This is a genomic window from Streptomyces longisporoflavus, assembly GCF_014649775.1.
Lineage (GTDB): Bacteria > Actinomycetota > Actinomycetes > Streptomycetales > Streptomycetaceae > Streptomyces > Streptomyces longisporoflavus.
On sequence record NZ_BMTR01000005.1, the window covers coordinates 156,348 to 180,134 of the forward strand.

The window sequence follows — 23,787 nt, forward strand, 5'->3', positions numbered from 1 at the left end:
TCTGTGAACCCAGTGGGCACCTCTGTCAGCATGCCCCGCACCGTGCTGGTCGCCAGCGACCTCGACCGCACCCTCATCTACTCCGCCGCCGCCCTCGGCCTGACCATGCCCGACGCCGAGGCGCCGCGCCTGCTCTGCGTCGAGGTGTACGAGAGCAAGCCGCTGTCGTACGTCACCGAGACTGCCGCCGGGCTGCTCGACGCGGTGGGCCGCGGCACGGTCTTCGTGCCGACGACGACGCGTACGCGCGAGCAGTACGGCCGCATCCATCTGCCCGGCCCCGCACCGAAGTTCGCGATCTGCGCCAACGGCGGGCACCTGCTGGTCGACGGCGTCTCCGACCCCGACTGGCGGGCGGCCGTCGACCGGCGCCTCGCCGCCGAGTGCGCCTCGCTCGACGAGGTCCGCGCGCACATGGTGCGCACCGCCGATCCCGCCTGGCTCCTGAAGGAGCGGGTGGCCGAGGACCTCTTCGCCTACCTGGTCGTCGAGCGCGCGCTGCTGCCGGAAGGGTGGGTCAAGGAGCTCGCCGTGTGGGCGGAGAACCGCGGCTGGACCGTCTCGCTGCAGGGCCGCAAGATCTACGCCGTGCCGAAACCGCTGACCAAGAGCGCGGCGGTGCGGGAGGTGGCCCGCCGTATCGACGCGGACGAGACACTCGCAGCCGGTGACTCGCTGCTCGACGCCGATCTGCTGCTGGCCGCCGACCGCTCCTGGCGCCCCGGACACGGCGAACTGGCCGACACGGGCTGGACCGCACCGGGACTCACGGTACTGCGGGAACGGGGCGTCGCCGCGGGGGAGGAGATCCTGCGGCGGTTCTTGGGGGCGGAGGGGCGTTGAGCGCGGGGCTTCGGGTGAAGTGAGTACGCCGGGTCCTGGGCCCCCGGCGCGGAGGGGCCGTTGAGCGCGGGGCTTCCGGCGAAACGCGAAGTGACGGCGGCAGGCCCCGGGCTCCGGCGCTGTGTGGCGTGGGCCCGCCGCCCCTGCGGCGGTGGTCGGCTTGGCGGGGCACCCGGTGAGAAGGGCGGTAGGGCTCCTTTGTGCCCAAGCGCGCCCCGGTTGATCCGGTGCCGTTAGCCTTGGCCCATGCCTCGATACGAGTACCGCTGCCGTTCCTGTGGTGACACCTTTGAGCTGAGCCGCCCGATGGCCGAGTCCGCCGCGCCCGCGGCCTGCCCTGCCGGGCACGAGGACACGGTGAAGCTGCTGTCGACGGTCGCCGTCGGCGGCTCGGCCTCCGCGTCCGCCCCTGCCCCGGCCCCGGGTGGCGGCGGAGGCGGCTGCTGCGGCGGGGGCTGCTGCGGCTGAGACCCCGCGCAAGGGGCACGGGGCCGCGGAACACGCGGCTCCACCGCGCGACCGCGACCGGCCCCACCGGCCTACGGCCCATCACCGCACGGCGGGTGCAGCGCCAACGTTGCCGGGCCTCCCTGGGCATGCGGTCCACCGCGCCGCGCCCGGCGCTACCGCACTACGGTGCCGGGCCTGCCTCGCCTCGTTCCTGCGGTCGAGTACCGCGCGTCGGGCGCGGTGCAAACGCACTACGAGTTGCCGGGTCGTCCCAGCGCTGCGGGTTCATCGCCGCACGGTCGGCGGCGCACTAACGCCACGGTTGCTGTGCCTCGCCCTGGGCCTGCGGTCGGGCTCCGTACCCTCCAGCGCTACCGCACCGCGGTGCCGGGTCTCGCCTCGGTTCTGGGGTCGTGTACTGGGCGTCTGGCGCGGTGCTGGCGCGCCACGGTTGCTGTGCCTCGCCGTGGGCCTGCGGTCGGGCTCCGTACCCCCCGTCAGCGCTAACGCACACCATGGTGCCGGGTCTCGCCTCGGTCCTGCGGTCGAGTACCACGCGTTCGGGGCGGTGGTAACGCGCCACGAGTTGCCGGGTCGCCCCAGGCCAGCGGCCCATCACGGCCGCACGCCCCGGCGCAGCCAACGCGCCATGATTGCCGGGCCCGCGCCCCCCAGGCCGCCGCCCCTTCCCGCCCCCTACCGCACCACAGTGCCAGCCCCCACCCCCAACAGCCCCAACTCCGCCCGGGTCGGCGCGCCCTCCCAGTCGCCGTGTGATGCCACGGCGAAGGCTCCTGTCGTTACGGCGCGGTTGAGGCGGGTTGCTACATCGGCGGCGGGGAGTTTGCCTTCTTCGAGGTCGGCGCCGTCGAGCAGCGCCGATAGATAGCCCGCGACGAACGCGTCCCCCGCGCCCACCGCGTCTACCGCACGCACCGGGCGCGCCGGAGCGTGCAGTTCGCCTTCGGCGGTGTACGCGGTGGCTCCGTCCGCGCCGAGTTTGACGACGACCTCACGGATGCCCTGCGCCAGGAGCTGGCCGGCCAGGTCGGAGGTGCTGTCAGTGGTCGTCGTCTCCGTTGCGCACAGCGGCAGTTCGTCGTCCGAGGCGATGAGGACATCGACGTACGGCATCCAGGAACGCATGACCGCGGCGGACTCCTCGGCGCTCCACAGTCGTGAGCGGAAGTTGACGTCGAGGCAGACCGTCGTGCCGTGCTCCTTCGCCAGTTCGAGGGCCCGGCGGCAAGCGGCCAGGGCGGACGGGCCGAGGGCCGGGGTGATGCCGGTGAGGTGCAGGACGCGGGGCGCGCCGGGAGCGGTGAAGGCGCGTTCGACCGCGCACGCCGTGAGGCGTGAACCGGCTGAGCCCGCGCGGTAGTAGTGCACGCGGGTCACTTCGGGCAGCCGCGGCTCGAAGAGGATGAGACCGGTGGGCGCCTCCGGGTCGCGGGAGGCACCGGTGACGTCGACTCCCTCGGCGCGCAGCGTGCGCAGCACGAGCTCGCCCGCCTCGTCGTCGCCGACGGCGCCCGCCCACCGCGTCGCGTGCCCGAGCCGGGCGAGGCCGATGGCCACGTTCGACTCGGCGCCCGCGATGGACACCTCCATCGTTCCGCCCAGCTTCAGCGGACCGCTGCCGCGCAGGGCGACCATGGTCTCGCCCAGGGTCAGGACGTCGCAGGTGCCGGGGCCGGTGCCGGGGCCCGACGTCGAAACGCTCATCGGGCGGCCCCCGCCGCCCCCGCCGCCCCCGCGACCGCCGTGAACTGCGCCGCACGCTTGCGCAGCGCGTCCAGGTCCCCGCCGTCCGCCGCGTCCCCGACCAGTGGAGAGCCGACGCCCACGGCGACCGCGCCGAGCGCCAGATACTCCTCGGCGGCGGCCGCGTCCACGCCGCCCACCGGTACGAACGGCACGTCGGGGAACGGGGCGCGGAGCGCCTTGAGGTACGCCGGCCCGCCCATCGCCGACGCGGGGAAGATCTTCAGCGCGGTCGCGTCGGACGTGCTCGCCGCGATCACGTCGGTCGGGGTCAGCACCCCGGCGGCGACGGGCAGTTCCCGCCGTACGGCCTCCGCCACCCCGGCGCCGAGACCCGGCGTCACGATGAGGTTCGCCCCCGCGTCCGCGGCCCGCCGCGCGTCGTCCGCGGTGAGGACAGTGCCCGCGCCCAACCAGGCCTCGTCGCCCAGTTCGGCGCGCGCCCGGCGCAGGACACCCAGCGCGTCGGCGCCGCTGAGGGAGACCTCGACGAGCGGCACGCCGGACTCGACGAGCGTCATGACCGTACGGAAGGAGGCCTCGGGATCGGTGCCGCGCACGATGGCGACCAGGCGCCGGGTCCGCAGGGCTGTATCGAAGGCAGTGGTGAGGTCCGACATGCCCCAAGGCTCGCACAGGGCGTTCGACGTCCCTGCTCAGGGATGGTCCGTCTGCTTGGGGCGATGCGTCGTCACGGCCTTGTGCGCGCCGCTCGCCGGTCCGCGTCGTCCGACACTCTCGATGTACCGCGCGCGCCCGCTCCCGACGCCCTCGGCGTGCCGCGCCCGCCCGCTCTCGGCGTGCCCCGCGTGTTCGGGGTGGCGCGCCTTCCAGTACGGGTTGTCGTGCGGCAGCGCCGAGCCGACCCTCCCGTACATCCCGAAGATCATCAACAGGATGCCGACCACGAAGCTGAACAGGACGTTCGGCATGCGGAAGGCGAGGAAGTTGAGGCCGGTGTCCAGGATGGCGAGATTGACGAAACCGCTGATGACGAAGGCGCAGCCCAGGACCATGTTGAGCGTCGAGGCGAAGTTGCCGCCGATCACCATGCCGACGAACAGGAGCAGCCCGACGCAGATCGACAGGACGCTGAGCGCGCCGTTGGTGTTCAGCCCGGCGACGGTGTCGCCCCCGGTGTCGAAGAAGCCCACTTTGTCGATCAGGCCGAGGATGCCGAACGCGAGCAGGACGAGCCCCATGAGGCCCGCGCCGACGCGGTAGACCATGCTGAGACGGTGGTCGACGGGCAGGTGTTCGTTCAGTTTGACCCGTCGACCGGGCCGCCTCGTCCCTGAGCGAAGTACATGCGTGGCCATGTCCGCCTCCCTTGGGTGCGCGCAAAGGCCGCTTCCGTACGGTGCCGCGGCAGCCGCCGAGCGCCCTCGTCCGCGTACGGTGACGCCGGCGTACGTACCTCAAGGATCAGCCCGCGAGCCGCAGGCCGCCAGGCAGAGGGGAGCGGGGGAGCGGGCCGGCCGCGTGGGGCCTCAGGGGCTCAGGGCCTCAGGCCCCTTGTCCCCGCTCCTCCCGGATCTGCGAGACGACCCGCGCGACCGTCTGCCGCACGGCTTCGGTCTCGGTCAGGAAGTGCCACCAGTCCGGATGCCGGCCCTCCAGGGAGGACACCGCGCGGTCCAGGCGGGCCACGGACTCGTCCAGCGGGCGGGCGTGCCGCTGCTCCGGGGTCTGGCGCCCCGCCATGGCCAGGCGCTGGGCGTCACGGATCGCGAAGCGGGTGCGCTCGATCTCCTGCTGGGGGTCCTTCGACACCGCGTTCAGCCGCTGGAGCCGGTCGCCCGCGGCCGATACCGCCTCGTCCGTCGCGTTCAGCAGGGCGCGGACCGTCGAGAGCAGCGACGTGGCGTCCGGCCAGCGCTGCTCCTCGCGCGCCTGCCGGGCCTCCTTGAGCTTGACCTCGGCCTGCCGTACGTTCTCCGCGGCCTGGTCCGGCACGCGCTGGAGGTCCTGCCAGCAGGCGACGGTGAACCGACGCCGCAGCTCGCTCAGGATGGGTTCGACCTGGCCGCTGCGGGTGGTGAGTGCCTGCGCGCGCGTACGCAGCGAGACCAGGCGGCGGTCTGTCTCGGCGGCGCGCTCCGGCAGCCGCTCGGCCTCGGCGCGGACGGCTTCGGCGTCCCGCAGGACGCGGTCGGCGCGCCGCAGTGTCTCCGGCACGCCGTGCTGGCCCGCGCCCTGATTGAGCTTGGTCAGCTCCGGGCCGAGCGCGGCGAGGCGGGCGGCGAGGTCATCGGCCTTGAGCCCGGCCCCGCGGACGGCGTCGAGGGCGTTGCTGGCGGCCAGCAGGGTCTGCCGGGCGCGCTCGACGGACGGGGCGAGCCGGGCGAGCTGTGTCTCCGCCTTGTCGAGCAGCGGCCCGAGCCCCTGCTGGAACCGCTCCAGGTCGCCCCTCGCCTTGTCCAGCTCGCCCTTGGCCTGGGTGAGCTGCGTGCGGGCGCGGGCGGCGACGGAGGCTTCCAGGTCGTCACGGTCGAGGTCGTGGGCGTCCACCGCGCTGATGTACTGATGGCTGACCTCGTCGATCCGCCGCCCGATGGCCTCGAAGTCGGAGACGGCCCGCTGCGCCGCGGGCGTCGAGTCGACGGCGACGATGGTCTCGATGGAGATCCGCAGGTCCCGCTGGGCGGTGTCCAGTTCGTAGAAGGCGGCGGCCGCCGCGTCCTTGGCCGCCTGCGCGTCGGCCCGCATGCTCTCCCCGCGCCCGCCGAACCACCGCCGGGTGCCGCCTCCCGCAAAGGCGGCGGGCAGGGCGAGGGCGAGGAGGGGGAGGGGCAGCAGGGCGAGCGCCACGGCGTCGCGGAGAGGGGAGGGGCGGCGCCGCGGACCTTGGCGGCGGCCTTCGTCGTCGTGATCGGCGGCGGGGTGGGCGGCGGGGCGGGTGTCGTGGCGGGCGTCAGGTCGGGCGTCGTGCCGGGCACGCTCACTGGCGTCAGGTCGGGCGTCCGGCTGGTCGTTCTCGCGGGCGTCCCGCCGGTCGTACTGACGGTTGCTCTCGCGGGCGTCCGGCCGGTCGCGCTGGCCGGCGTTCTCACGGTCGCTCTCGCGGGCATCCTGCCCGGCGCGCTGACGGTCGCTCTCGCGGGCGTCCCGCCGGTCATCCTGACTCTCTCTCTCGCGAGCCTCCGGGCGAGGTCGCGGCGGGCGTACGCTCCCGCAGCGACGTACATTTTCATCCGGAGCCGGCACCACTGACTCGCCCGACGTATCCGGTGTGTACGGCTGCGAAGATGTCGCCGTCACTATCCCTCTCCCGTGCTGTCATCCGCCTTGCCCGGTGTCACATTCTCCCACCGGTTAATGACGAACACACGGGTCGGTTAGTTCGCGCCGCGGACCGCGATTTTGCCGTCTTCGCTGCGGGCGGACACGCGGGACCGGCCGATCATCCGCGGCCCCCACCGCCCCACGCCTCCCGGGCACCCCGTACGGATTTGCGAGGCGGGGCCACCGGCAAGGTAGGCTGTCGAAATATCCGGGGCGCGTAGCTCAGTGGTAGAGCGCTGCCCTTACAAGGCAGATGTCGGCGGTTCGAAACCGTCCGCGCCCACCCTGGACAAGTCGCAGGTGCGAGCCTGTCTTTGGCCCCCCGGCCGTGCTCGGTCGGGGGGCTTTTCACGATTCGATACGGGGTTCGGGCGCACTCTGTGCCTCGGAGTGGCTGTTGTTCGTGGATTCGATGGTTCCGTCCTTCACCAGCGCCCGGAGTTCCTCGATTTCCAGCTGCATCAATTTCAGCTGCCGGTGGGTTTCGAAGAGGTAGCGGACCTTGGTGCGCAGGGTCAGTGGGTCGATGGGCTTGAGGGCCACGTCGGCCACGCCGAGCAGGAAGGCCTTGGCCGCCACCTCGCGGCTCACGTCGAAACCGGTCAGCAGGATGATGGGGATGGAACGCGTCTGGTCCAGACGGCGCACATAGTGCACGACGTCTAATCCGCTCACACCCGGCATGCGGACGTCGAGCAGGATGAGGCCGACGTTCCCCCGCAGGACCACCCGGAGCGCGTCGTCGCCGTTGGTGGCGCTCACCAGGGGGTAGCCGAGAGGGGCCAGCGCGCTCTCCAGCGCGAACAGAGTGTCCCTGTGGTCGTCGACGACGAGGATCACGTGATTGGTCGACATGGACTTGAGCCCCCTCTCCAAGTAACCACGCTATGCCGAAGCCGAGTTGCAGTATCCGTTCGTCACCACACCGGCGCTACCCAACTGCATGACGGCGGTACCAGGAGGAACAGCGGAAGCGTCCCTTCCGCCCGTGCGGGCGGATCCGCGTACGCCGGAGCGCGCTACCGGCACTCCCTGCGGCCGAGGACGCGCCGCCTCCGGATGGGGGCGGATGCCCCTGCTTCCCCCACCAGTTCACATGTGCCCGCGGCGGCCCGGGGCATACCGCCGGACGGCTCCTCCAGTGGCGGGGTGAAAGAAGCGTGCATAGAACGGGATACACGCTCTCGGGCGGGGCGAGGACGTCCCGCTGGAATGGAGAAGGAAAATGGCCGCTGAGTCATTCTCTGCCGCAGAGGACATAACGGGGAACGGCGAACCTCTGGTGACGACGTCGGTTCATTGGGGCACCGCGCAGCTCGGCGCCCCGCCCCGGCACCAGCCCGCACCGTGGCAGCAGCCAGTCGACCAGGAAACCGCCGGTGCTCCCGCCGTCGTTCCCGACGAGGCCCCTCCGGAGTGGCCCCCGCACGTCGCCGACCAGGGACCACCGGAACAGAAGGAACCGGACATCGACGACGACGCGGTGGAAGAGCTCATCCGCGTGGCCGTGGTGTCCAGGCCGCTCGACGATGTCGTCGACCTCGTCACCCTCCTGGAGCAGTCACCCGAGGGCATGCCGTCCGCCGCCTCGGTGCTCCGGCTGGCCTGCGTGGCCCGCTCCGTCGACGACGTCACCCGCCTCGTGGACCTTCTCGGCCCGCCGGAACACCCCGCCGAGCACATAGACGAGGCCATCCGGCACGCCGCCGAGGAGCGGCCCATCCCCGAGGTGAGCCGCCTGGTTCATCTGCTGTCCCGCCCGCCGCACGATCCGCACAGCGGCGCCGAGGCGGTGCACGCCGCGGGTACCACCAGGTCCGTCGAGGAACTGATGCAGCTCATCGGCAGGCTGAGCGACCGCAAGGACGCCGACAGCACCGAGGCCGTGGCCCGGGCCCAGAACCAAGCACAGGCCCAGGCCCAGGCTCCCGCCGCGCCGACCGTGCCGCCGGTCGCTGCCGCCGCGCAGTCGTCTGTCCCCGGTGCGGCGGTCACGCGGGCGCAGGGCGGTACGGCGCTGGCGTGGCTGCGCCTCGCGGCAGGCGTACTCCTTCTGCTCTGTGCGGCGGCCCATTTCCCGCTGAACTGGTCCGACGCGTCCACCTTCGGGCTCGTCGCCGCGTTCTGCGTCTTCGGCGTCTGCGCTCTGGCGGGCCTTGGCCTGTGCTTCAGCCGGTCACCGGCCGTGGCCGTGGTGGGCGTGTTGGTGGCCGGTGTGCTGACCGTCAGTCATCTGGTGGGCGATCGGGTCGACTCCACGACGCTCGCCTACGTGCTGCGGCCCGACGGGGTGTCGGCGCCTCTCCCCGCCCTGTCGGCGGCGGCCGCCACACTGGCCGCGCTGCTTGTCGTGGCGCTCACGGTCGCCGGCCTCAGGGCCGCGGCCAACCGGCGTCCCGTGCAAGGCGGCTGAGTCGCCGGACGGCGAGCAGAGACGGACCGGGTGGCCCGGCGGGAGCAGTCTCCTGCCGGGCCACCCGGTGTGCGGTGTGCTGTGTGCTGTGTGCTGTGTGCGGTGTCCGGCGTCCGGGGGGCATCTGGAATCGATCGGGTGGTCGGCCAGAACCTCGGGGATCGCGGGAGAGTTGTGGAAACCGGACAGGGCCGTGAGCGTCCGACTTTGCGGACGCTCCGGCCGTACGACCGTCGTGCCGCTGCCGGGCCCTGCCGGAAGGGATGCATCTCGTGAGGATCGCCAAGGCCGCTGCCGCTGCCGGTGTCGTCGGTATCGGCCTCGCCCTGGGAGCCGTATCGCCCGCCTTCGCCGCGCCGCAGCCGCCCGCCGGTGGTGCGGCGCTGCCGCTCGACTCCGTCACGGCGACGACGCAGGATCTGCCGGACCCGCAGGACTTGCAGGACCTGCAGGAGACGCTCGGCGGGCTCGACCTCGACGAGAAGACCGGCGAGCTGAAGGCGGACAACCCCACCGCCCCCACGGCCGTCGTCGACGACGCGGCGCAGGGCGCGGTCTCGATGCTCGGCGGGCTTTCCGCGGGCGCCCCGACGGGCTGACCCGTCGGGGTACGTGGGTTCAGCGGCCCGAATGGGGATGCGTCCGGCGATACCTGCGGTCCCAGCGCTCCTGGCGTTCCTTGCGGATGCGGTAGTCGCGGTAGGTCTTGGGGAAGCCTCCGCCTCCGCCGCCACCCGCGCCGCCCCCGCCGCCTCCGGCCCCCGCGCTTCCGCCCGCGCCACTCCCACTGCTGCTCGACTTCGAGCCCGCGCGGTCGTACTGCTGGATCATGAAGTAGACGAGCACCGCCGCTGCCAGCCATAGAAGCGGCTGGCTGAAACCAAGGCCGACCAGTGCGATGAGCAGGACGACCAGCCATACATTCATGGCAGCACCTCCTCGGCGTAGCTGGAGTCAAGCGCCCGCTGTCACCCGGTGTCAATGGCTTTATCGTGCGCGTGTTTGAGCCGTGCGCGGGCCGCTACGGCGTCCGGGCCCGCCACCTGGTCCCAAAAGCGGTGACAAGTGACGAACACCGCCAAATCCCGCTCCCTCGCGCGGAGCTTCTCCACCTCCGCCTGTTCGTCCGGGGTCCAGCCGGGCGAGGCGGGGCGCTCCACCTTGCGCCAGCCGTGGTCGTCGCTGAAGCCCTCCAGGGGCGTGACCGACCAGGGGAGCCGCTTCAGCAGGGCCAGGAGTTCGGCGCGGACCTGATGCAGTTCCTCCTGACCCGCGAGGAGGTCGTCGGGGAAGTCATGGGCAGGGGTTTCAGGCACCCGCTAATGGTACTCCTGTTCGATTTTCGAGTGCGAGGGCTGCCACGCATGATGTGGGACCAACTTCGGGGCGCGCGGGGGTTGCAGGGGGCTGCCGGGACTCGAATGAGGGCTCGCGGAGACTCGCGGGGGCTCGGGAGGGCTCGCGTGGGCGCTCGTATGCGCCCGTAGGTGCGATGACCGCACACGCACGCCTCGATCGCGGCAAGCTGGAGGTATGTGCCGCAGCATCAAGACACTCCGTCCGCCAGCCATCCCCGACGACGCCACCGAGGAGGAGATCCGGGCCGCCGCGCTCCAGTACGTGCGCAAGATCTCGGGGTTCCGCGCCCCGGCCGCGCACAACCGCGAGGTCTTCGACCGCGCGGTGGACGCGATCGCCGAAGCCTCGGCCGAGCTGCTCGCCGGAATCGAGGTACGAGGAACCAAGCCCCGCCCCGCCGAACAAGCGGCGGAGGAGGCCACTCCGGCGGCTTAGGCCGAGATGGCTTGGCGGCGTTGGGGCCCTGGCCTGAGGCGGGCTCGGTGATCCGGTGCGGGGTGCGGGGTGCGGGTTCAGGGCGCGGTGTGCGCAGCTGCCCGGCGGAAGAAGGCCTCGGCGACCCGGGGCGGAGTAAGCCCGGCGGTTCGGTCCTGGGGACTGGTTGTCCGGGACGGAGTAAGCCCGGTGGTCCGGCCCCGGGAGAGTTTTGGCTGTCCGCGAGCAAGCCCGGTGGCCGCGCTCGAGGAAGTCTCGGCGGCCTGGGGGCCCGTTGGTTGGTCCGCGCGCGAGGGTCTCGACAGTCTGGGGCGGAGTATCCACGGTGGTCCGGATCCGAGCAGGTCTCGGCGGTCTGGCAGCGAGCAAGCCCGGTGGTCCGGGCCAAGAAAGTCTCGGCGGTCTGGGGCAGTAACCCCAGTGGTCCGCGCGCGAGAAGGTCCCGGCGGTCCGGGAGCGAGCAAGCCCGGTGGTCTAGGCCGGGAAAGTCTCGGCGGTCCGGGAGCGAGCAAGTCCGACGGTCCGGGCCGGGGAAGTCTCGTTGTCCGGGACGGAGCGTGCCCGGTGGTCAGGGCCTGAGGAAATCTCGGCTGCCCCGTATGGAGCAAGCCCGGCGGCTAGACCCGAGAAGGCCTCGGTACGGCCCCAGACTCGAAGGCCCCGGCGGCCCAGGCCCGAGAAGGCCTCGGTACAGCCCCAGACCCGAAGAGGCCCCGGCGGTCCAGACCCGCGAAGGCCTCGGTACGGCCCAGGCCCGAAGAGGCCCCGGCGGCCCAGGCCCGAGAGCCCTGGGCTGCCCGGGCCCGGGTAACCCCAGCGTCTACGCCGCAGTCGGCCGTGGTCTGCGGACCAGGAACGCCGCCCCCGCGCCCGCGGCGAACAGGGCGAGCAAGGAGACTCCTGTGGCTAGCCAGGATGCGCCCAGCCACTGGCCGCCGAAGTAGCCGAGCGCGACGCTGTAGCCCGCCCAGGCCACGCCCGCGAGCGCCGACCAGGGCAGGAACTCGCGTACCTTGCGGTGGGCCGCGCCCGCCGCCAGCGAGACGATCGAGCGGCCCGCCGGGGCGAAGCGTGCGATGACGACGAGGATGCCGCCGCCCCGCGAGAGCGCCGTGCCGAGTCGTTCCTGCGCTGTCGTGAGGCGGCGCGAACGCGCGATGGCGCGGTCCAGGCGCTCGCCGCCGCGCCAGGCGAGACGGTAGACGGCCAGGTCTCCGAGGACCGACGCGGTGGCCGCGCAGAGCAGCAGCACCAGGATGTCGGGCACCTCGTGCGGGACGGCCCCCGCGGCCGTGCCCGCTGTGCCCGCCGCCGCAGCCGCGGTGGCCGCGGTAATCACGAGGACTCCGCTCGGCAGCACGGGCACGACGATGTCGAGGAGCACGGAAAGCGCCACCGCCACGTAGATCCATGGGCTGCTGGTCAGCGCGCCCAGACTCTCAAGCACCGAAATTCCCCGTAACTCCCCGGTCGACGACGTGTCTGCCGCGACGTCGCGGGGGAGCGGCAGGGGCGGCTTGGTGACAGCTGTACAGCGTACGCCGCGCTCCCCGGCGGAGATTCATGGGGGGCTCATATGTTCGCTACATCACGTTCACCCGGCTGCCGGTCATGACGGCGCGTACGGCGCCGATGTCCCGTAGCGAAGGGACCGAAGGCAGTGCGGAAGGAGCGGGACGATGGTGGCGACGGTGACAGGAACGCTTGCCGGGGTCGTGGCAACGGCGGTGCTCGCGGGGGTTGGTGTCGTGGCTGGTGACGGCGCGGAGCCGCGTTACTGGGTGCGGGTCGGGGCGCGGTTCGCGCCGCCCACGGCTTTCATCCCCTCGTCGGCGATCACGTACGACCAGAAGCTCGTCCCCGCAGGCTCCGCCATCGAGGTCGAGCAGCGCAGCAGGCCGGGCGGGCGGGAAGGGCAGGGAGAGCGGGGAGAGCGGGGAGGAATGGCGGTCACGGTTCGCGTGAAGGGGCTGCAGCCGGGTCACGCGTACGGCGCGCACGTGCACCAGAAGGCGTGCGGCGCCGATCCGGAGGCGGCCGGCGGGCACTACCAGCACCGCGAGGACCCGAAGCAGCCGTCGAAGGACCCGGCTTTCCTCAACCCGCGGAACGAGGTCTGGCTGGACTTCACCGTGGGCCCGGACGGTGCGGGCGAGGCGACCGCGCGCCATGACTGGGAGTTCCGCGCGGGCGGGGCCGGATCCGTCGTGCTGCACCGCGAGCCGGGCGGTGCGGGGGACCGGGTGGCGTGCTTCACGGTGCCGTTCGTCTCCGGCGGCTGAGGGGGGGGCTGAGGGGGGCTGAGGGGGCCGAGGGGCCTCTGAAGTGACGTCGGACGTGACGGCGCCCCCTTTCCCGTACGCATACGGCGCGTACGGGAAAGGGGGCGCCGTCACGAGCGCAAGCGGGGCGCGTCAGGCGGCCACCGGCGTCCGCTCCGACTCGCTCTTGGCCTCGCTTTCGCCGCGCGAGGCGAAGAGGCGGTCAAGGCCGAGCGCGCCCGAGCCGGTGAAGACGAGCAGGAGCATGGCCCAGCAGAAGATCGCGGAGGCCTCTCCGCCGTTCTGCATCGGCCACAGGGCCTCGGGCTGGTGCACCTTGAAGTAGGCGTACGCCATCGAGCCCGACGAGATGAACGCCGCGGCGCGGGTACCGAGACCGAGGACGACCAGGCCGCCGCCGACCAGCTGGATGACGGCCGCGTACCAGCCGGGCCAGGTACCGGCGTCGACCGTGCCGCCGCCAGCCGCGCCACCGAGCACGCCGAAGAGCGAGGCGGCGCCGTGGCAGGCGAAGAGCAGGCCGATGACGATGCGGAAAAGCCCGAGGGCGTAGGGCTGGGCGCTGTTGAGACGTCCAGTCATGGTGGGGGACTCCTTCGGTTTTCGGGGACGGTAACCGAGCGGAGGCCCAAGGTTAGGGGAACCTAATCAATGCTTGCAAGTTCAACATCTGGCCATTCGGGTATTCCACTTCCGGCCGCGGACGGGACCGCTCCCGGCGCGAAGGGGACCTCCGTCGCGCCCGCCGCCGTCCGCAGCACGGCCCGCGCGATGGCGTCCGCGTCCGACAGAGTCACTGAGTCGACGCCTGGCCTGGCCCCCGCGGCCGTCACCCAGTGAACGCCCTCCGTGGGCACCCCGAACGCGAACCTCCTTGCGTGGTAACGACCTTGACGGTCAATCAGGTGATAGGGGCGAGGCGTCACGTCCACGCCTCCGGTTTCGTAGCCGTCGACGACGTGGGCGCGGCACTGGCCCGTGGCGAGGAGCCGTCCGAGCAGTTCGTCCGCCGTGCGGCGCACGTCCGGCTCGGGGAGCCGGGCCTCGACGACTGTGGTGACGGACACAGCCGACCCCGGTACGTCGGGGGAGTGCGCGAGGAACGTGCCGTCCGCGGTGGGTCGCACGTCGAGACGCGGGCCGAGTACCTCGACCACGCCCGCCTCGATGAGGGCAGTCATCTCCTCGATGCGGCGCCGGGGCGGTCCGATGGAGAGGAAAGCGTTGAGCGGCGTGTACCAGCGGTCCAGGTGCTCGCGGCGGGAGACGCCGGCCAGACCGCCGTGGTCGAGGATCAGGCGCAGTTCGTTGCGCAGGTCGCGCAGCACGTCCAGGGCGGACTTCAGCGGGCTCGCGACATTGCCGAGCGCGGCCTGAGCGGTGTCCTCGCGCAGATACGCGAGCAGCCAGGCGCGGAAGTCGTCGGGGGAGCGGAAAGTCCGGCCGGAGTGCGGCTGCGCCAGGCGGTCCCAGGACCAGCGTGCGGCTTCGGGAATCCCGAACTCGTCCAGGACCAGGGCCTCTTGGGGGCTGTGGTGCGGCGTGGCGAGGAAGGCGTCCCGGAAGTCCGGGGACCGCTCGGCGGGCCGGACGAGAGCCGTGTAGTAGACCGTCTCCACCTCCTTCGCGACCAGCGGCCATATCTCGTCGAGGAAGTCCGGGGCGTCACCGTTGTCCGCGCGCTTGCGGAAGCGGGCTATGACGTCGGAGGTGAGGACCAGCGGCTCGTGCCGTCCGTACGGGCCCTTCGCGTTGTCGCCGCGCGCCTGATAGGGAACGCCGCGCCGGGAGCCCGCGTACAGCTTCGGCTCGTGTCCCGAGCGCTGATAGCGCAGACCGCCCCCCGGAGCCGGCGTGAAGCGTCCGCCGCGGCCCTGTGTCAGGAGCGCCATGTGGTCGAAGAAGTTCAGGCCGAGCCCGCGCAGCAGGACACGTTCGCCGGGGGCGATGGCCGACAGGTCTACGTCGGCGGGGTTGGCCGGGGGTATGTGGCGCAGGCCGTGCCGTGCGGCGTGCGCGGCGAAACGCTCCTGCCCCTCGTCGCTCACCACGGGCAGGTGGCCCTGCGCGAGGACGACGGCGCTGAGCCCGGAGAGTTCACGGCCGTCGTCGAGTATGAGGCGCTGGAGTGCGAGGTTCTGGAGTGCGTGGCGCTGGAGTGCGTGGCGCTGGGCGCCGTCGTCCGTGCCGCCGTCCTCGGGGTCGAGGCGCACGGCGCGTGCCGCGTGCACTACGACCCGGACCGTCGCGGGGGCGCCGCGCAGGGTCTCGGCGAAGACCCACTCCAGATAGCGGCCGTAGCAGGCGCGCGTGGGGTAGTCGTCGGGGCCGAGTCCCGGCGCGTGCCCGGCGGCGGCCCACGCGTACAGGCTCGGGCCCGGCCTGATCGGCCCCGCGCAGTCGACGCTCTCGTCGGTGAAGAGCGTCACCTGCGAGGCGACCGTGTTCATGAGCAGCTCGCCCGGCTGGGCGGTCCGCCAGACGCGTCCAGGCCCGGGCGGAGAGGGGTCGACGACGTGGACCGTCAGTCGCGCCCCCGGTGGCAGGAGTTCGGTCGCCGAGGCGCAGAGGCGTTCCAGGACACTCGTGCCGCGGGGTCCCGCGCCGACGACGGCGACAGCGATGTCACGTCCCGGTACGGCCGCTGCGGATGGTGCGGACAAAAGCGTGGCTCCCGGGCATCGAGGGGGCGGTGGGGGGAGTGGTGGTGCTGGGGGGTGGGGGAGGCGGGAAAGGTGGGAAGGGCGGGAAGGATGGGGCAGTGGTGGCGCTGGGGAGTGGAGTGATGGAAGCGGACGGTCCGCCTCATCATGCCGCCGGAAGCCCCGAAGGCGTACCCCGTAACGGAGGTTCGCCGGATGGGTGTGGCCTGTGTCACGCGAGTGTCGCGGCACACCCCCGTCGCCGTTGCGGGGCAAGGGGAACCAAGGGGCGGCGAAGGGAAGTACGGACCGAAAAGGACGTACGGGCTGAAAGTAAGCACAGGGCGATAGGGAGTGCCGGCCGGCATGAAGCGCAGGCGGGGCCGAAAGGGAGCGCGGGCCTACGAAAGCCGTGACTCCTGCGTCGTCGCAAGACGCACGCCCACGCCCTTCACCACCTGCGCCTGATCGAGCCGCACCTCCGCCGAACGGCCGCGCAGCGTCAGTGTCATGAGCTGGTTGCCGAACCAAGGCCCGCCTGTTTTGCGCCAGTTGATGGCGGCGCGTTTGACCCGGGCGTGCCGCACGAAGCGGCGGCCCAGCGCGCGGCCCGCCCTGCTCCAGCCGAAGTGGAAGCCCAGCTTTATCGACGCGGGGATGGAGTTGTGGACGGGGGAGCACGTCAGCTGAAGGACGCGGGCGTCGGGGCCGCCGCCGGCCGGCCACGTCGGCTCGGCGATGTACGCGTGGTGGACGTCGCCGGAGAGTACGCACACCGTCGCCGGGGCGCCCGCCCCCGTGCCCACCTCGGCGATCAGGGAGGTCAGCGCGTCGAAGGACGAGGGGAACGCCGCCCAGTGCTCCAGGTCCGAGCGCCTGCGCAGGTTCTCGCCGAAACGGGCCCAGCGCGCGCCCCGTTCGCCGCGGCACATCGCGGCGTTCCAGCCCTCGGCGTCGTGGATGAGGTGCGGCAGGAGCCAGGGCAGCGACGTACCGATCAGGAGATGATCGCATCCGCCCGCGCCGTCCGACCCGCCCGCGCCGCCTGACCCGCCCGCGCCGCCCGACCCGCCCGCGCCGTCCGCCCCCTCTGTTCCGTCCGCCCCGTCGAGGGCCTGCTCGCGCAGCCAGCGGGCCTCGTCCGGGTCGATCATCGCGCGGTTCTGTTCGTCCAGGACGCGCGCCGCCCTGGTGTCGACCATGAGCAGGCGTACGCGGCCGAAGTCCCGGCGATAGCTCCAGCGGGTCGCTCCGGGGTCGGCGTCGGAGGCGGCGGCGAAGGCGCGCAGCTCGTCCGTGCCGTCGGGCGTCGCGCACAGCGAGGCGTACAGCTCGTCCCGCTCCAGCTCGGCGGGCGGCAGATTGCCGAGGTGCTGATAGACCCAGTACGACATCAGGCCGCTCAGCACGCGCTCGCGCCACCAGGGCGTCGCGCGCATCTCGGCGAGCCAGGCCGCACTGGTGTTCCAATCGTCGATCACGTCGTGATCATCGAAGATCATGCAGCTCGGCACGGTGGAGAGCAGCCACCGCACCTCGGGGTCGAGCCACGACTCGTAATAGAGGTGGGTGTACTCCTCGTAGTCCGCGACCTGGGCGCCCGGGGGGTCGTTCAGGTTCCGCCGGGCCGCGAGCCAGCGGCGCGTCGCCTCCGACGTGTTGTCCGCGTACACCTGATCGCCCAGGAGAAGCAGCACGTCCGGGCGGTCGGCGGCCGTGCCGCCGGCTATCCGGGCGGCGAGGGTGTCCAGGGCGTCGGGTCCGACGGGGTCGTGCTCCCCGCTCGGCCGGGCCGCCCAGCGGCAGGAACCGAACGTGACACGGAATGCCTCGTCGGCGCCCCCGCCCGGCGTGCGGATGGTGCTCGGCGGGAAGGGTGAGTCCGGCAGCGGCCACACGGGGGCGCCGCCGTCACCGAGCCGCACCTCGTACGCGGTCTCCGTGCCCGGATTCAGACCCGTGACCGGAATGAGCGCGTAGTGGTGGCCCGCGATCTGGAACGTGTCGGCCGTGCCCTTGGCGCCGTCCGCGCACCGCACCTCGGCGGTGCAGGGCCGGTCGGTCTCGACCCAGACCGTCGCCGTCGAATCGTCGACGTACCTCAGCAGCGGACCCAGGCGCAGCCGTGCCACGATGATCACTCTCCTCCGTCGCCCCGTACGGTACGGAACGACGGAGGTCCGTGGCGAGGTTCCGGGGATTCCCGCTGGTCCGGGGGTTCCCCCTGGTCCGGGGGTTCCCCCTGGTCATCCGGGGATTCCCGCTGCTCGCAGGTGCGCGGCCTCAGCAGCCGTTGAGGATCGAGGACAGCTTCGTCTTCTCCGCCGCGTTCACCGTGAGGTTGTAGTGGTGCTTCACGTCTACCCACATCCGGGCGTAGTAGCAGTGGTACGACGCCGTGGGCGGCATCCACTCGGCCGGGTCCTGGTCGCCCTTGCTCTGGTTGACGTTGTCGGTGACGGCGATCAGCTGCGGCCGGGTGAGGTCGTTGGCGAAACCTTCCCGCTGGGCGGTGGTCCAGCCGCTCGCGCCGGACTTCCAGGCCTCGGAGAGCGGGATGACGTGGTCGATGTCGACGTCGGACGCCGCGGTCCAGGTGCCGCCGTCGTAGGGGGACTTCCAGGTGCCCGACGTGGCCGCGCAGCTGGAGTCCTGCTGGACGTTCGTGCCGTCGCGCTTGAGGACGACCTCGCGGGTGTTGCAGGCGCCGGACTGAGTCTTCCAGTGCGGGAACTTCTCACGGCTGTAGCCGTCGGACGAGCCCTCGGCCTTCTCCGTGAGCTGGCCGAGGTAGGTGCGGGCGGTGGCGGCGGAAACAGGGGCCGGGGGAGCGGCCTGGGCGGGCGCGCCGGTGAGGAGGGCCGCTCCGGAGGCGAGGGCGGTCAGGGCGGTGAGAGTGGCGAGGCGTCGACGCGCGTAGACAGCGGGCATGCGAACTCCCTTGTTGTGGGGGGATGTTGGCCGTTGGCGCGGCCATGGTGACGCGGCGGGGTTTCCTGTGGATGTGCGTCAGGTGACAGGGTCGCGTCAAACAGGTGCTCAGTTCAAGAGTTCTGGCGCCGTGTCATGTCCGCTCACGCGTACGGGAGTTGCCGAACGGGCGTCCGAAAAGACGTCGCGTGTGGCCGGGGTCACTTTCCCGCGGGGTCGAAAGGCCCTGGTCCGGGGCGTGCGGACGTCCCGTACGATGGATGGCGCAGAAGGGGAGTAGCTCTTCGCCGGACCGTCGACATACTGCTCAGCTCGCCTGAGCCGGCGCCCGGAGGCAGGTCCCGTCATCGACGCGGCCGGCCAGCGAGACCTTCGGCAAGCAGTGCCCGACGTACGCGACCGTGTGCGTCCGTGTGTGCTGCCGTGCCGAGGTGTCGTACGTGATGTACAGATTGCTCTCGGTGGGGCAGCCCCGACCGATTGAGGAACCTTGATCAGCATCAGCGTGACGGCGCTCGTGTTCGGCGTCGTCTTCCTTGCCGAACTCCCGGACAAGACAGCGCTGGCCGGGCTCGTCCTCGGGACGCGCTACCGCGCCTCGTACGTCTTCGCCGGGGTCGCCGCCGCCTTCGTCGTCCATGTCGTGCTCGCCGTGGCGGCGGGCAGCGTGCTCACCCTCCTGCCGCAGCAACTCCTGCACGCGCTGACCGGCGTCCTCTTCCTCGGCGGCGCGGCCATGCTGCTCCTGAAGGGCGGCGAGGAGGAAGAAGAGGTCCGCGAGCCCAAGGACCAGAGCTTCTGGAAGGTGTCGGGCGCCGGATTCATGCTGATCCTGGTCGCCGAGTTCGGGGACCTGACGCAGATCATGACCGCGAACCTGGCCGCCCGGTACGACGACCCGCTCTCCGTCGGTCTCGGTGCGGTGCTCGCGCTGTGGGCGGTCGCCGGACTCGGGATCGTCGGCGGAAAGGCGCTGATGAAGCGCGTGCCGCTGTCGCTCATCACCAAGATCGCGGCGCTCCTGATGCTGGGGCTCGGTGTGTGGAGCCTGTATGAGGCGATTGCCTGAGGTGCCTGAGGTGCCTGAGGTGTCTGAAGTACCTGACGTGACTGACGTGCCTGGCCTGTCTGGGTCGTCCGACATGCCGCGTCTGTCACGTCTGTCGCGTCTGGTTTAGTTGGGTGCCTGGGGCATCCAATTGGGTCGCCGTTGTGGGTGTGACCTGCGGTGCTGGCGTCTGGGAGCCTCTTTTTGTACCGTGTGGGAACAAAGTGGCTCCGCCCGTGTTCCCTGACCGGCGGGCGGAGCCGCCTTGATCTTTTCTCCGCACGCACCCTCCGCGGAGATTCCCTCTGTGCTCTGGAGTACGTCGATGACGGCTGAGACCGCCACTGTTCTGACCGCCCGGGCCCTCCTCCTGGACATGGACGGGACCCTCGTCAACTCCGATGCCGTGGTCGAGCGCTGCTGGCAGCGCTGGTCGGAGCGGCACGGGCTCGACTTCGACGAGGTCATCAAGGTCGTCCACGGGCGGCAGGGGTACGCGTCGATGGCGGTGCTGCTGCCGGAGCGGCCCATGGAGGAGAACTACGCGGAGAACCGCGAGATGCTGGCCGCCGAGACCGCGGACATGGACGGCGTCGTGCCGGTGCCGGGGGCCGCTGCCTTCCTGGAGTCCCTCGAAGGGCTCCCGCACGCGCTCGTGACGTCCGCCGACGTGCCGCTGTCCACCGGGCGGATGGCCGCGGCCGGTCTTTCGCTGCCCGACGTGCGGGTCACCGCGGAATGCGTGGGGGCGAGCAAGCCCGACCCCGAGGGGTTCCTCAAGGGGGCCGCCGAGCTGGGATTCGACCCCGCCGACTGCATCGTCTTCGAGGACTCCGGGGCCGGGATAGCCGCGGGGCTCGCGGCGGGCATGCGGGTCGTCGGGATAGGCCCCAGGGCCGGGGAGTACGGGCCCACCGTGCATGTCGCCGACCTGACGCAGGTGCGGGTCACCGCCGCCGGGGACGGGACGCTTCAGCTGACGATCGGCTGAGGCCGATCTGATCCGAGCCGGAGCCGGAGCCCGGGGCTCGGGCCGGAGCCCCGGGCCCAGGGCGTCGCCCGGCTCACCCCCCGGCGGCTACCGCCGAGGCCGATGCTCCCGAGGCTCCGACGTCTCCGCCTCTAGCGCCGCCCGCGTCTCCTCCCCGTAGACCCCCCGCTCGTCCTTCCGCACGCCGCGGGCGAACTGGTAGCGGGCCACCGCGTCCGCGACTTGGGCGTCGTAGGTGCCGTCGGGCTCCTCCATGTACAGGTAGAGCTGTTGCAGGCGGCGCTGCAGCTCCACGACATCCGGGCCCCGGTCGCCCTGGCTCAGGACGGTGCCGGACGACGGTGCGTCCGACTGCGCCGATTCCGTGGCGCGCGCCGTCGAGCGGCTCGGCGGCCTGGTGGGTCTCGCCTCGTCCGATGCCGAGCGTGAGGGTGACGGGGTCGGGCTCGCCTCGCGTGACGTGGACGGGTCCGGGGACGGTGACGCGGGCGTGGCGGGCGGCGGCGTGGAAGCCGTCGCCGTCTGTGTGCCGGTGCCGGACGGGGCGTTCACCGCGCGCGTCGGCACCTCGGGCAGCGCGCGGTCGTCCCGCTGCGGCTTGTCGGGCGGCAGCAGCACCGCGGCGAGCACCGCGACGGTGATGACCGCCACCGCGCCCACGCCCGCGAACAGGCCGATGCGCACGCGCCGCGGCTCCGGTTCCTCGTCGTACGGAAGGCCGTCTTCGTACGGAGGGCCGTCACCGTACGGAAGGCCGTGCCGCCGAGGGGGCGGGGACAGGCGGGGGCCGTCCTTTGCCGTGCCGCCCGCCGCGAAGAGACCCACGTCCGCCGAGCGTGGCGGAGCCGTCGCCTCCGGCGGGAGAACGTGGGCGGCGGCCGCCGCGGGTTCGGTGGCCGCGGCATCGTCCCCGGTGCCGGGCTCCGGCAGGGTCACGTACGGACGTATCCGCAGCGGATCGAAATCCTCCGCCGCCGCGGCGTCGGCCGACCGCGCTTCCCGTGCCGCGTCCGCGACCCGCTCCGTACAGCCGCAGGCGGGCGCGCCGCCCTGCTCGCGCGCGGTACCGCACTCCGGACACCGCGGCCCCTCTGCGGCGCCGCTCGAACGCATTTCGTCGCTGCTCACTCTTTCGTACCCCACCCCTAGAGAACTCCAGCGATTATGCAGATCTTGGCCTCAACAGGCCATAACGGGTCTCACGGACCAGGATGGAGGGGAGGACCCCGCAGGACACGCAGGGCGCCCTCAGGAGGTGTGTGTCCATGACACAGGACGTCAGCGCCCGCCCCGTGGAGCCGGAGCCGGACCCCGCCCCCCGGCCGCGGGACGGGCACGCGCACGGCGGTGTGCTGGTCTCCATCGGCGCGCTGCTGCTCGGCATGCTGCTCGCCGCTCTCGACCAGACCATCGTCTCCACCGCACTGCCCACCATCGTCAGCGAACTCGGCGGCATGGAGCACCTGTCCTGGGTCGTCACCGCGTATCTGCTTGCCGCGACGGCCGCGACGCCGCTCTGGGGCAAGCTCGGCGACCAGTACGGCCGCAAGAAGCTGTTCCAGCTGGCCATCGTGATCTTCCTGATCAGCTCGGCCCTGTGCGGCATGGCGCAGAACATGCCCCAGCTCATCGGCTTCCGTGCGCTCCAGGGCATCGGCGGCGGCGGTCTGATGGTGCTGTCGATGGCGATCGTCGGCGACATCGTCTCCCCGCGCGAACGAGGCAAGTACCAGGGTCTGTTCGGTGCGGTCTTCGGCGCCACCAGCGTCCTGGGACCGCTGCTCGGCGGCCTGTTCACCGAGCACCTCAGCTGGCGCTGGGTCTTCTACGTCAACCTGCCCATCGGCGTCGTCGCGCTCGTCGTCATCGCCGCCGCCCTGCACATCCCGGTGCGCTCGACGAAGCACACCATCGACTACCTCGGCACCTTCCTCATCGCGGCCGTCGCCACCTGCCTCGTCCTCGTCGCCTCGCTCGGCGGCACCACCTGGGACTGGGCGTCGCCGCAGATCATCGGCCTCGCGGTGCTCGGCGTCGTGCTCGCGGTGGCGTTCGTCGCCGTCGAGCGCAAGGCGGCCGAACCGGTCATTCCGCTGAAGCTGTTCCGTGTCAGGACGTTCACCCTCTCCGCGATCATCAGCTTCGTGGTCGGCTTCGCGATGTTCGGCGCGATGACCTATCTGCCGACGTTCCTCCAGGTCGTCCAGGGCGTATCGCCGACGATGTCGGGCGTGCACATGCTGCCGATGGTCGTCGGCATGCTGATCTCGTCGACCGCGTCCGGCCAGATCGTCAGCCGTACGGGCCGCTGGAAGGTGTTCCCGGTCGCGGGCACCGGCATCACGGCGCTCGGCCTGCTCCTGCTCCACCAGCTCAGCGAGCAGAGCAGCACGGCCGAGATGAGCGCCTACTTCTTCGTCTTCGGCTTCGGGCTCGGCCTCGTCATGCAGGTCCTCGTGCTGATCGTGCAGAACGCGGTGCCGTACGGGGACCTGGGCGTCGCCACGTCCGGCGCGACGTTCTTCCGCTCCATCGGCGCCTCGTTCGGAGTCGCCATCTTCGGCACGATCTTCGCCAACCGCCTCGTCGCCAAACTGTCCGACGCCGTAGCCGGCCAGGCGCTGCCACCCGGCGTCAGCGCGGACTCCCTGAAGGCCGACCCGCGCGGCATCGCCGAACTCCCGGCGGCGCTGCGCCCCGGCGTCCTGCACGCGTACGCCTCGGCCATCACAGACGTCTTCCTCTACGCGGCGCCCGCGGCCCTGGTCGCCTTCGTCCTCGCCTGGTTCCTGCGCGAGGACAAGCTGCGACGCTCGGTCACGGCGCCCGACACGACGCAGACGCTCGCAAGCAACCCCGTCGAGCGCTCGTCGCACGACGAGGTGGCGCGGGCCCTTTCGGCCCTCGGCACCAGGGAGGGCCGCCGCGAGATCTACGTACGCATCACGGAGCGCGCGGGCCTGGACCTGCTGCCCGCCGCCAGCTGGCTCCTGCTGCGCATCAGCCGCCACGGCCACGTCGAACCGGCGACGCTCGCCGACCGCAGCACCGTGCCGCTGTCGGTCATCACGGCGGCGTCCCGCCAGGTCGAGGAGCGCCGTCTCGCCCGCCGCGAGGGTATGTGCCTGACCCTGACCGACGAGGGGCGCACGGCGGTGGCGGCCCTGTCCAAGGCACGCGAGCAGTCCCTCGCCGAGCTGCTCGGCGACTGGTGGGGCCCCGACCGGCCCACCGACCTGGTCAAGCTCGTCGAGGAACTCGGCGCCGAGATGTGCGGCTCCGACGCCGAACGGCCGCACAACGGCAGGCTGGCGCAGCACGGCATGGCCGCCTGAGCCGCGCCG

23 protein-coding genes and 1 tRNA gene are annotated in these 23,787 nt (G+C 72.0%); 11 read left to right on the forward strand and 13 right to left on the reverse strand.

Annotation, left to right across the window (positions count from 1 at the left end):
- Positions 1 to 30: 30 nt before the first annotated feature.
- The gene (locus IE226_RS12145; RefSeq protein ID WP_190081133.1) at positions 31 to 843 is read left to right on the forward strand and encodes an HAD family hydrolase; all 813 of its coding nucleotides are present in this window, start codon (positions 31 to 33) and stop codon (positions 841 to 843) included.
- A 246-nt stretch (positions 844 to 1,089) separates the two neighbouring features.
- A complete protein-coding gene (locus IE226_RS12150) occupies positions 1,090 to 1,311 on the forward strand; it encodes an FmdB family zinc ribbon protein (RefSeq protein ID WP_190081134.1) in 222 nt (73 codons plus the stop codon).
- A gap of 678 nt (positions 1,312 to 1,989) precedes the next feature.
- Here IE226_RS12150 and IE226_RS12155 read toward each other — a convergent pair.
- The 4 genes from IE226_RS12155 to IE226_RS12170 form a co-directional block, all read right to left on the reverse strand.
- Positions 1,990 to 3,018, reverse strand: coding sequence for a sugar kinase (locus IE226_RS12155; RefSeq protein ID WP_190081135.1), 1,029 nt, complete (start codon positions 3,016 to 3,018; stop codon positions 1,990 to 1,992).
- On the reverse strand, positions 3,015 to 3,677 hold the full coding sequence (locus tag IE226_RS12160; protein ID WP_190081136.1) for a bifunctional 4-hydroxy-2-oxoglutarate aldolase/2-dehydro-3-deoxy-phosphogluconate aldolase: 663 nt from the start codon (positions 3,675 to 3,677) through the stop codon (positions 3,015 to 3,017). Before IE226_RS12160 ends, IE226_RS12155 begins: the two co-directional genes overlap by 4 nt.
- A 36-nt stretch (positions 3,678 to 3,713) precedes the next feature.
- Positions 3,714 to 4,376 carry a DUF4383 domain-containing protein gene (locus IE226_RS12165; protein WP_190081137.1) on the reverse strand — a complete coding sequence of 221 codons (663 nt, stop codon included), beginning with the start codon at positions 4,374 to 4,376 and terminating at the stop codon, positions 3,714 to 3,716.
- A gap of 187 nt (positions 4,377 to 4,563) precedes the next feature.
- On the reverse strand, positions 4,564 to 5,868 hold the full coding sequence (locus IE226_RS12170; RefSeq protein WP_190081138.1) for a hypothetical protein: 1,305 nt from the start codon (positions 5,866 to 5,868) through the stop codon (positions 4,564 to 4,566).
- 36 nt (positions 5,869 to 5,904) lie between these two features.
- Between IE226_RS12170 and IE226_RS12175 the strand changes: the two genes are divergently transcribed.
- Both IE226_RS12175 and IE226_RS12180 read left to right on the forward strand, forming a co-directional pair.
- Complete coding sequence (locus IE226_RS12175) at positions 5,905 to 6,270, forward strand: hypothetical protein (protein WP_190081139.1); 366 nt, start codon at positions 5,905 to 5,907, stop codon at positions 6,268 to 6,270.
- 283 nt (positions 6,271 to 6,553) lie between these two features.
- A tRNA-Val gene (locus IE226_RS12180) sits at positions 6,554 to 6,625 on the forward strand.
- A 65-nt stretch (positions 6,626 to 6,690) separates the two neighbouring features.
- Here the strand turns inward: IE226_RS12180 and IE226_RS12185 are convergent.
- Positions 6,691 to 7,197 carry a response regulator gene (locus IE226_RS12185; RefSeq protein ID WP_190081140.1) on the reverse strand — a complete coding sequence of 169 codons (507 nt, stop codon included), beginning with the start codon at positions 7,195 to 7,197 and terminating at the stop codon, positions 6,691 to 6,693.
- A gap of 370 nt (positions 7,198 to 7,567) precedes the next feature.
- Between IE226_RS12185 and IE226_RS12190 the strand changes: the two genes are divergently transcribed.
- Both IE226_RS12190 and IE226_RS12195 read left to right on the forward strand, forming a co-directional pair.
- Positions 7,568 to 8,755 carry a YiaA/YiaB family inner membrane protein gene (locus tag IE226_RS12190; protein WP_190081141.1) on the forward strand — a complete coding sequence of 396 codons (1,188 nt, stop codon included), beginning with the start codon at positions 7,568 to 7,570 and terminating at the stop codon, positions 8,753 to 8,755.
- A gap of 272 nt (positions 8,756 to 9,027) precedes the next feature.
- Complete coding sequence (locus IE226_RS12195) at positions 9,028 to 9,354, forward strand: hypothetical protein (RefSeq protein WP_190081142.1); 327 nt, start codon at positions 9,028 to 9,030, stop codon at positions 9,352 to 9,354.
- Positions 9,355 to 9,373: 19 nt separating this feature from the next.
- On the opposite strand, the gene IE226_RS12200 is transcribed toward IE226_RS12195, so the two are convergent.
- Positions 9,374 to 9,682 carry a hypothetical protein gene (locus IE226_RS12200; protein WP_190081143.1) on the reverse strand — a complete coding sequence of 103 codons (309 nt, stop codon included), beginning with the start codon at positions 9,680 to 9,682 and terminating at the stop codon, positions 9,374 to 9,376.
- Between the two features lie 41 nt (positions 9,683 to 9,723).
- The gene (locus IE226_RS12205) at positions 9,724 to 10,071 is read right to left on the reverse strand and encodes a DUF8825 domain-containing protein (RefSeq protein WP_190081144.1); all 348 of its coding nucleotides are present in this window, start codon (positions 10,069 to 10,071) and stop codon (positions 9,724 to 9,726) included.
- A gap of 217 nt (positions 10,072 to 10,288) precedes the next feature.
- Between IE226_RS12205 and IE226_RS12210 the strand changes: the two genes are divergently transcribed.
- On the forward strand, positions 10,289 to 10,549 hold the full coding sequence (locus tag IE226_RS12210; protein ID WP_190081145.1) for a DUF2277 domain-containing protein: 261 nt from the start codon (positions 10,289 to 10,291) through the stop codon (positions 10,547 to 10,549).
- A gap of 820 nt (positions 10,550 to 11,369) precedes the next feature.
- On the opposite strand, the gene IE226_RS12215 is transcribed toward IE226_RS12210, so the two are convergent.
- Entirely contained in the window at positions 11,370 to 11,996 is a 627-nt protein-coding gene (locus IE226_RS12215; protein ID WP_190081146.1) for a DedA family protein, read from the reverse strand.
- A 232-nt stretch (positions 11,997 to 12,228) separates the two neighbouring features.
- On the opposite strand from IE226_RS12215, the gene IE226_RS12220 reads away from it, so the two are divergent.
- Complete coding sequence (locus tag IE226_RS12220) at positions 12,229 to 12,831, forward strand: superoxide dismutase family protein (protein ID WP_190081147.1); 603 nt, start codon at positions 12,229 to 12,231, stop codon at positions 12,829 to 12,831.
- Positions 12,832 to 12,963: 132 nt separating this feature from the next.
- Here IE226_RS12220 and IE226_RS12225 read toward each other — a convergent pair whose 3' ends face one another.
- The 4 genes from IE226_RS12225 to IE226_RS12240 form a co-directional block, all read right to left on the reverse strand.
- On the reverse strand, positions 12,964 to 13,413 hold the full coding sequence (locus IE226_RS12225; RefSeq protein ID WP_190081148.1) for a DoxX family protein: 450 nt from the start codon (positions 13,411 to 13,413) through the stop codon (positions 12,964 to 12,966).
- A gap of 62 nt (positions 13,414 to 13,475) precedes the next feature.
- Entirely contained in the window at positions 13,476 to 15,494 is a 2,019-nt protein-coding gene (locus tag IE226_RS12230; protein WP_190081149.1) for an FAD/NAD(P)-binding protein, read from the reverse strand.
- A 380-nt stretch (positions 15,495 to 15,874) separates the two neighbouring features.
- Positions 15,875 to 17,605 carry an alkaline phosphatase D family protein gene (locus tag IE226_RS12235; RefSeq protein WP_190081434.1) on the reverse strand — a complete coding sequence of 577 codons (1,731 nt, stop codon included), beginning with the start codon at positions 17,603 to 17,605 and terminating at the stop codon, positions 15,875 to 15,877.
- A 151-nt stretch (positions 17,606 to 17,756) separates the two neighbouring features.
- A complete protein-coding gene (locus tag IE226_RS12240; RefSeq protein WP_190081150.1) occupies positions 17,757 to 18,404 on the reverse strand; it encodes an HNH endonuclease family protein in 648 nt (215 codons plus the stop codon).
- A gap of 490 nt (positions 18,405 to 18,894) precedes the next feature.
- Between IE226_RS12240 and IE226_RS12245 the strand changes: the two genes are divergently transcribed.
- Positions 18,895 to 19,473, forward strand: a complete 579-nt coding sequence (locus tag IE226_RS12245; protein WP_190081151.1) for a TMEM165/GDT1 family protein — start codon at positions 18,895 to 18,897, stop codon at positions 19,471 to 19,473.
- 304 nt (positions 19,474 to 19,777) lie between these two features.
- A complete protein-coding gene (locus IE226_RS12250) occupies positions 19,778 to 20,443 on the forward strand; it encodes an HAD-IA family hydrolase (RefSeq protein ID WP_190081152.1) in 666 nt (221 codons plus the stop codon).
- Between the two features lie 87 nt (positions 20,444 to 20,530).
- Here IE226_RS12250 and IE226_RS12255 read toward each other — a convergent pair whose 3' ends face one another.
- The gene (locus tag IE226_RS12255) at positions 20,531 to 21,571 is read right to left on the reverse strand and encodes a peptidoglycan-binding domain-containing protein (RefSeq protein WP_229870796.1); all 1,041 of its coding nucleotides are present in this window, start codon (positions 21,569 to 21,571) and stop codon (positions 20,531 to 20,533) included.
- Positions 21,572 to 21,708: 137 nt separating this feature from the next.
- Here IE226_RS12255 and IE226_RS12260 point away from each other — a divergent pair, with 137 nt between their 5' ends.
- Positions 21,709 to 23,778: an MDR family MFS transporter gene (locus IE226_RS12260; RefSeq protein ID WP_190081153.1), complete on the forward strand. Its 2,070-nt coding sequence runs from the start codon at positions 21,709 to 21,711 to the stop codon at positions 23,776 to 23,778.
- Positions 23,779 to 23,787 lie beyond the last annotated feature (9 nt).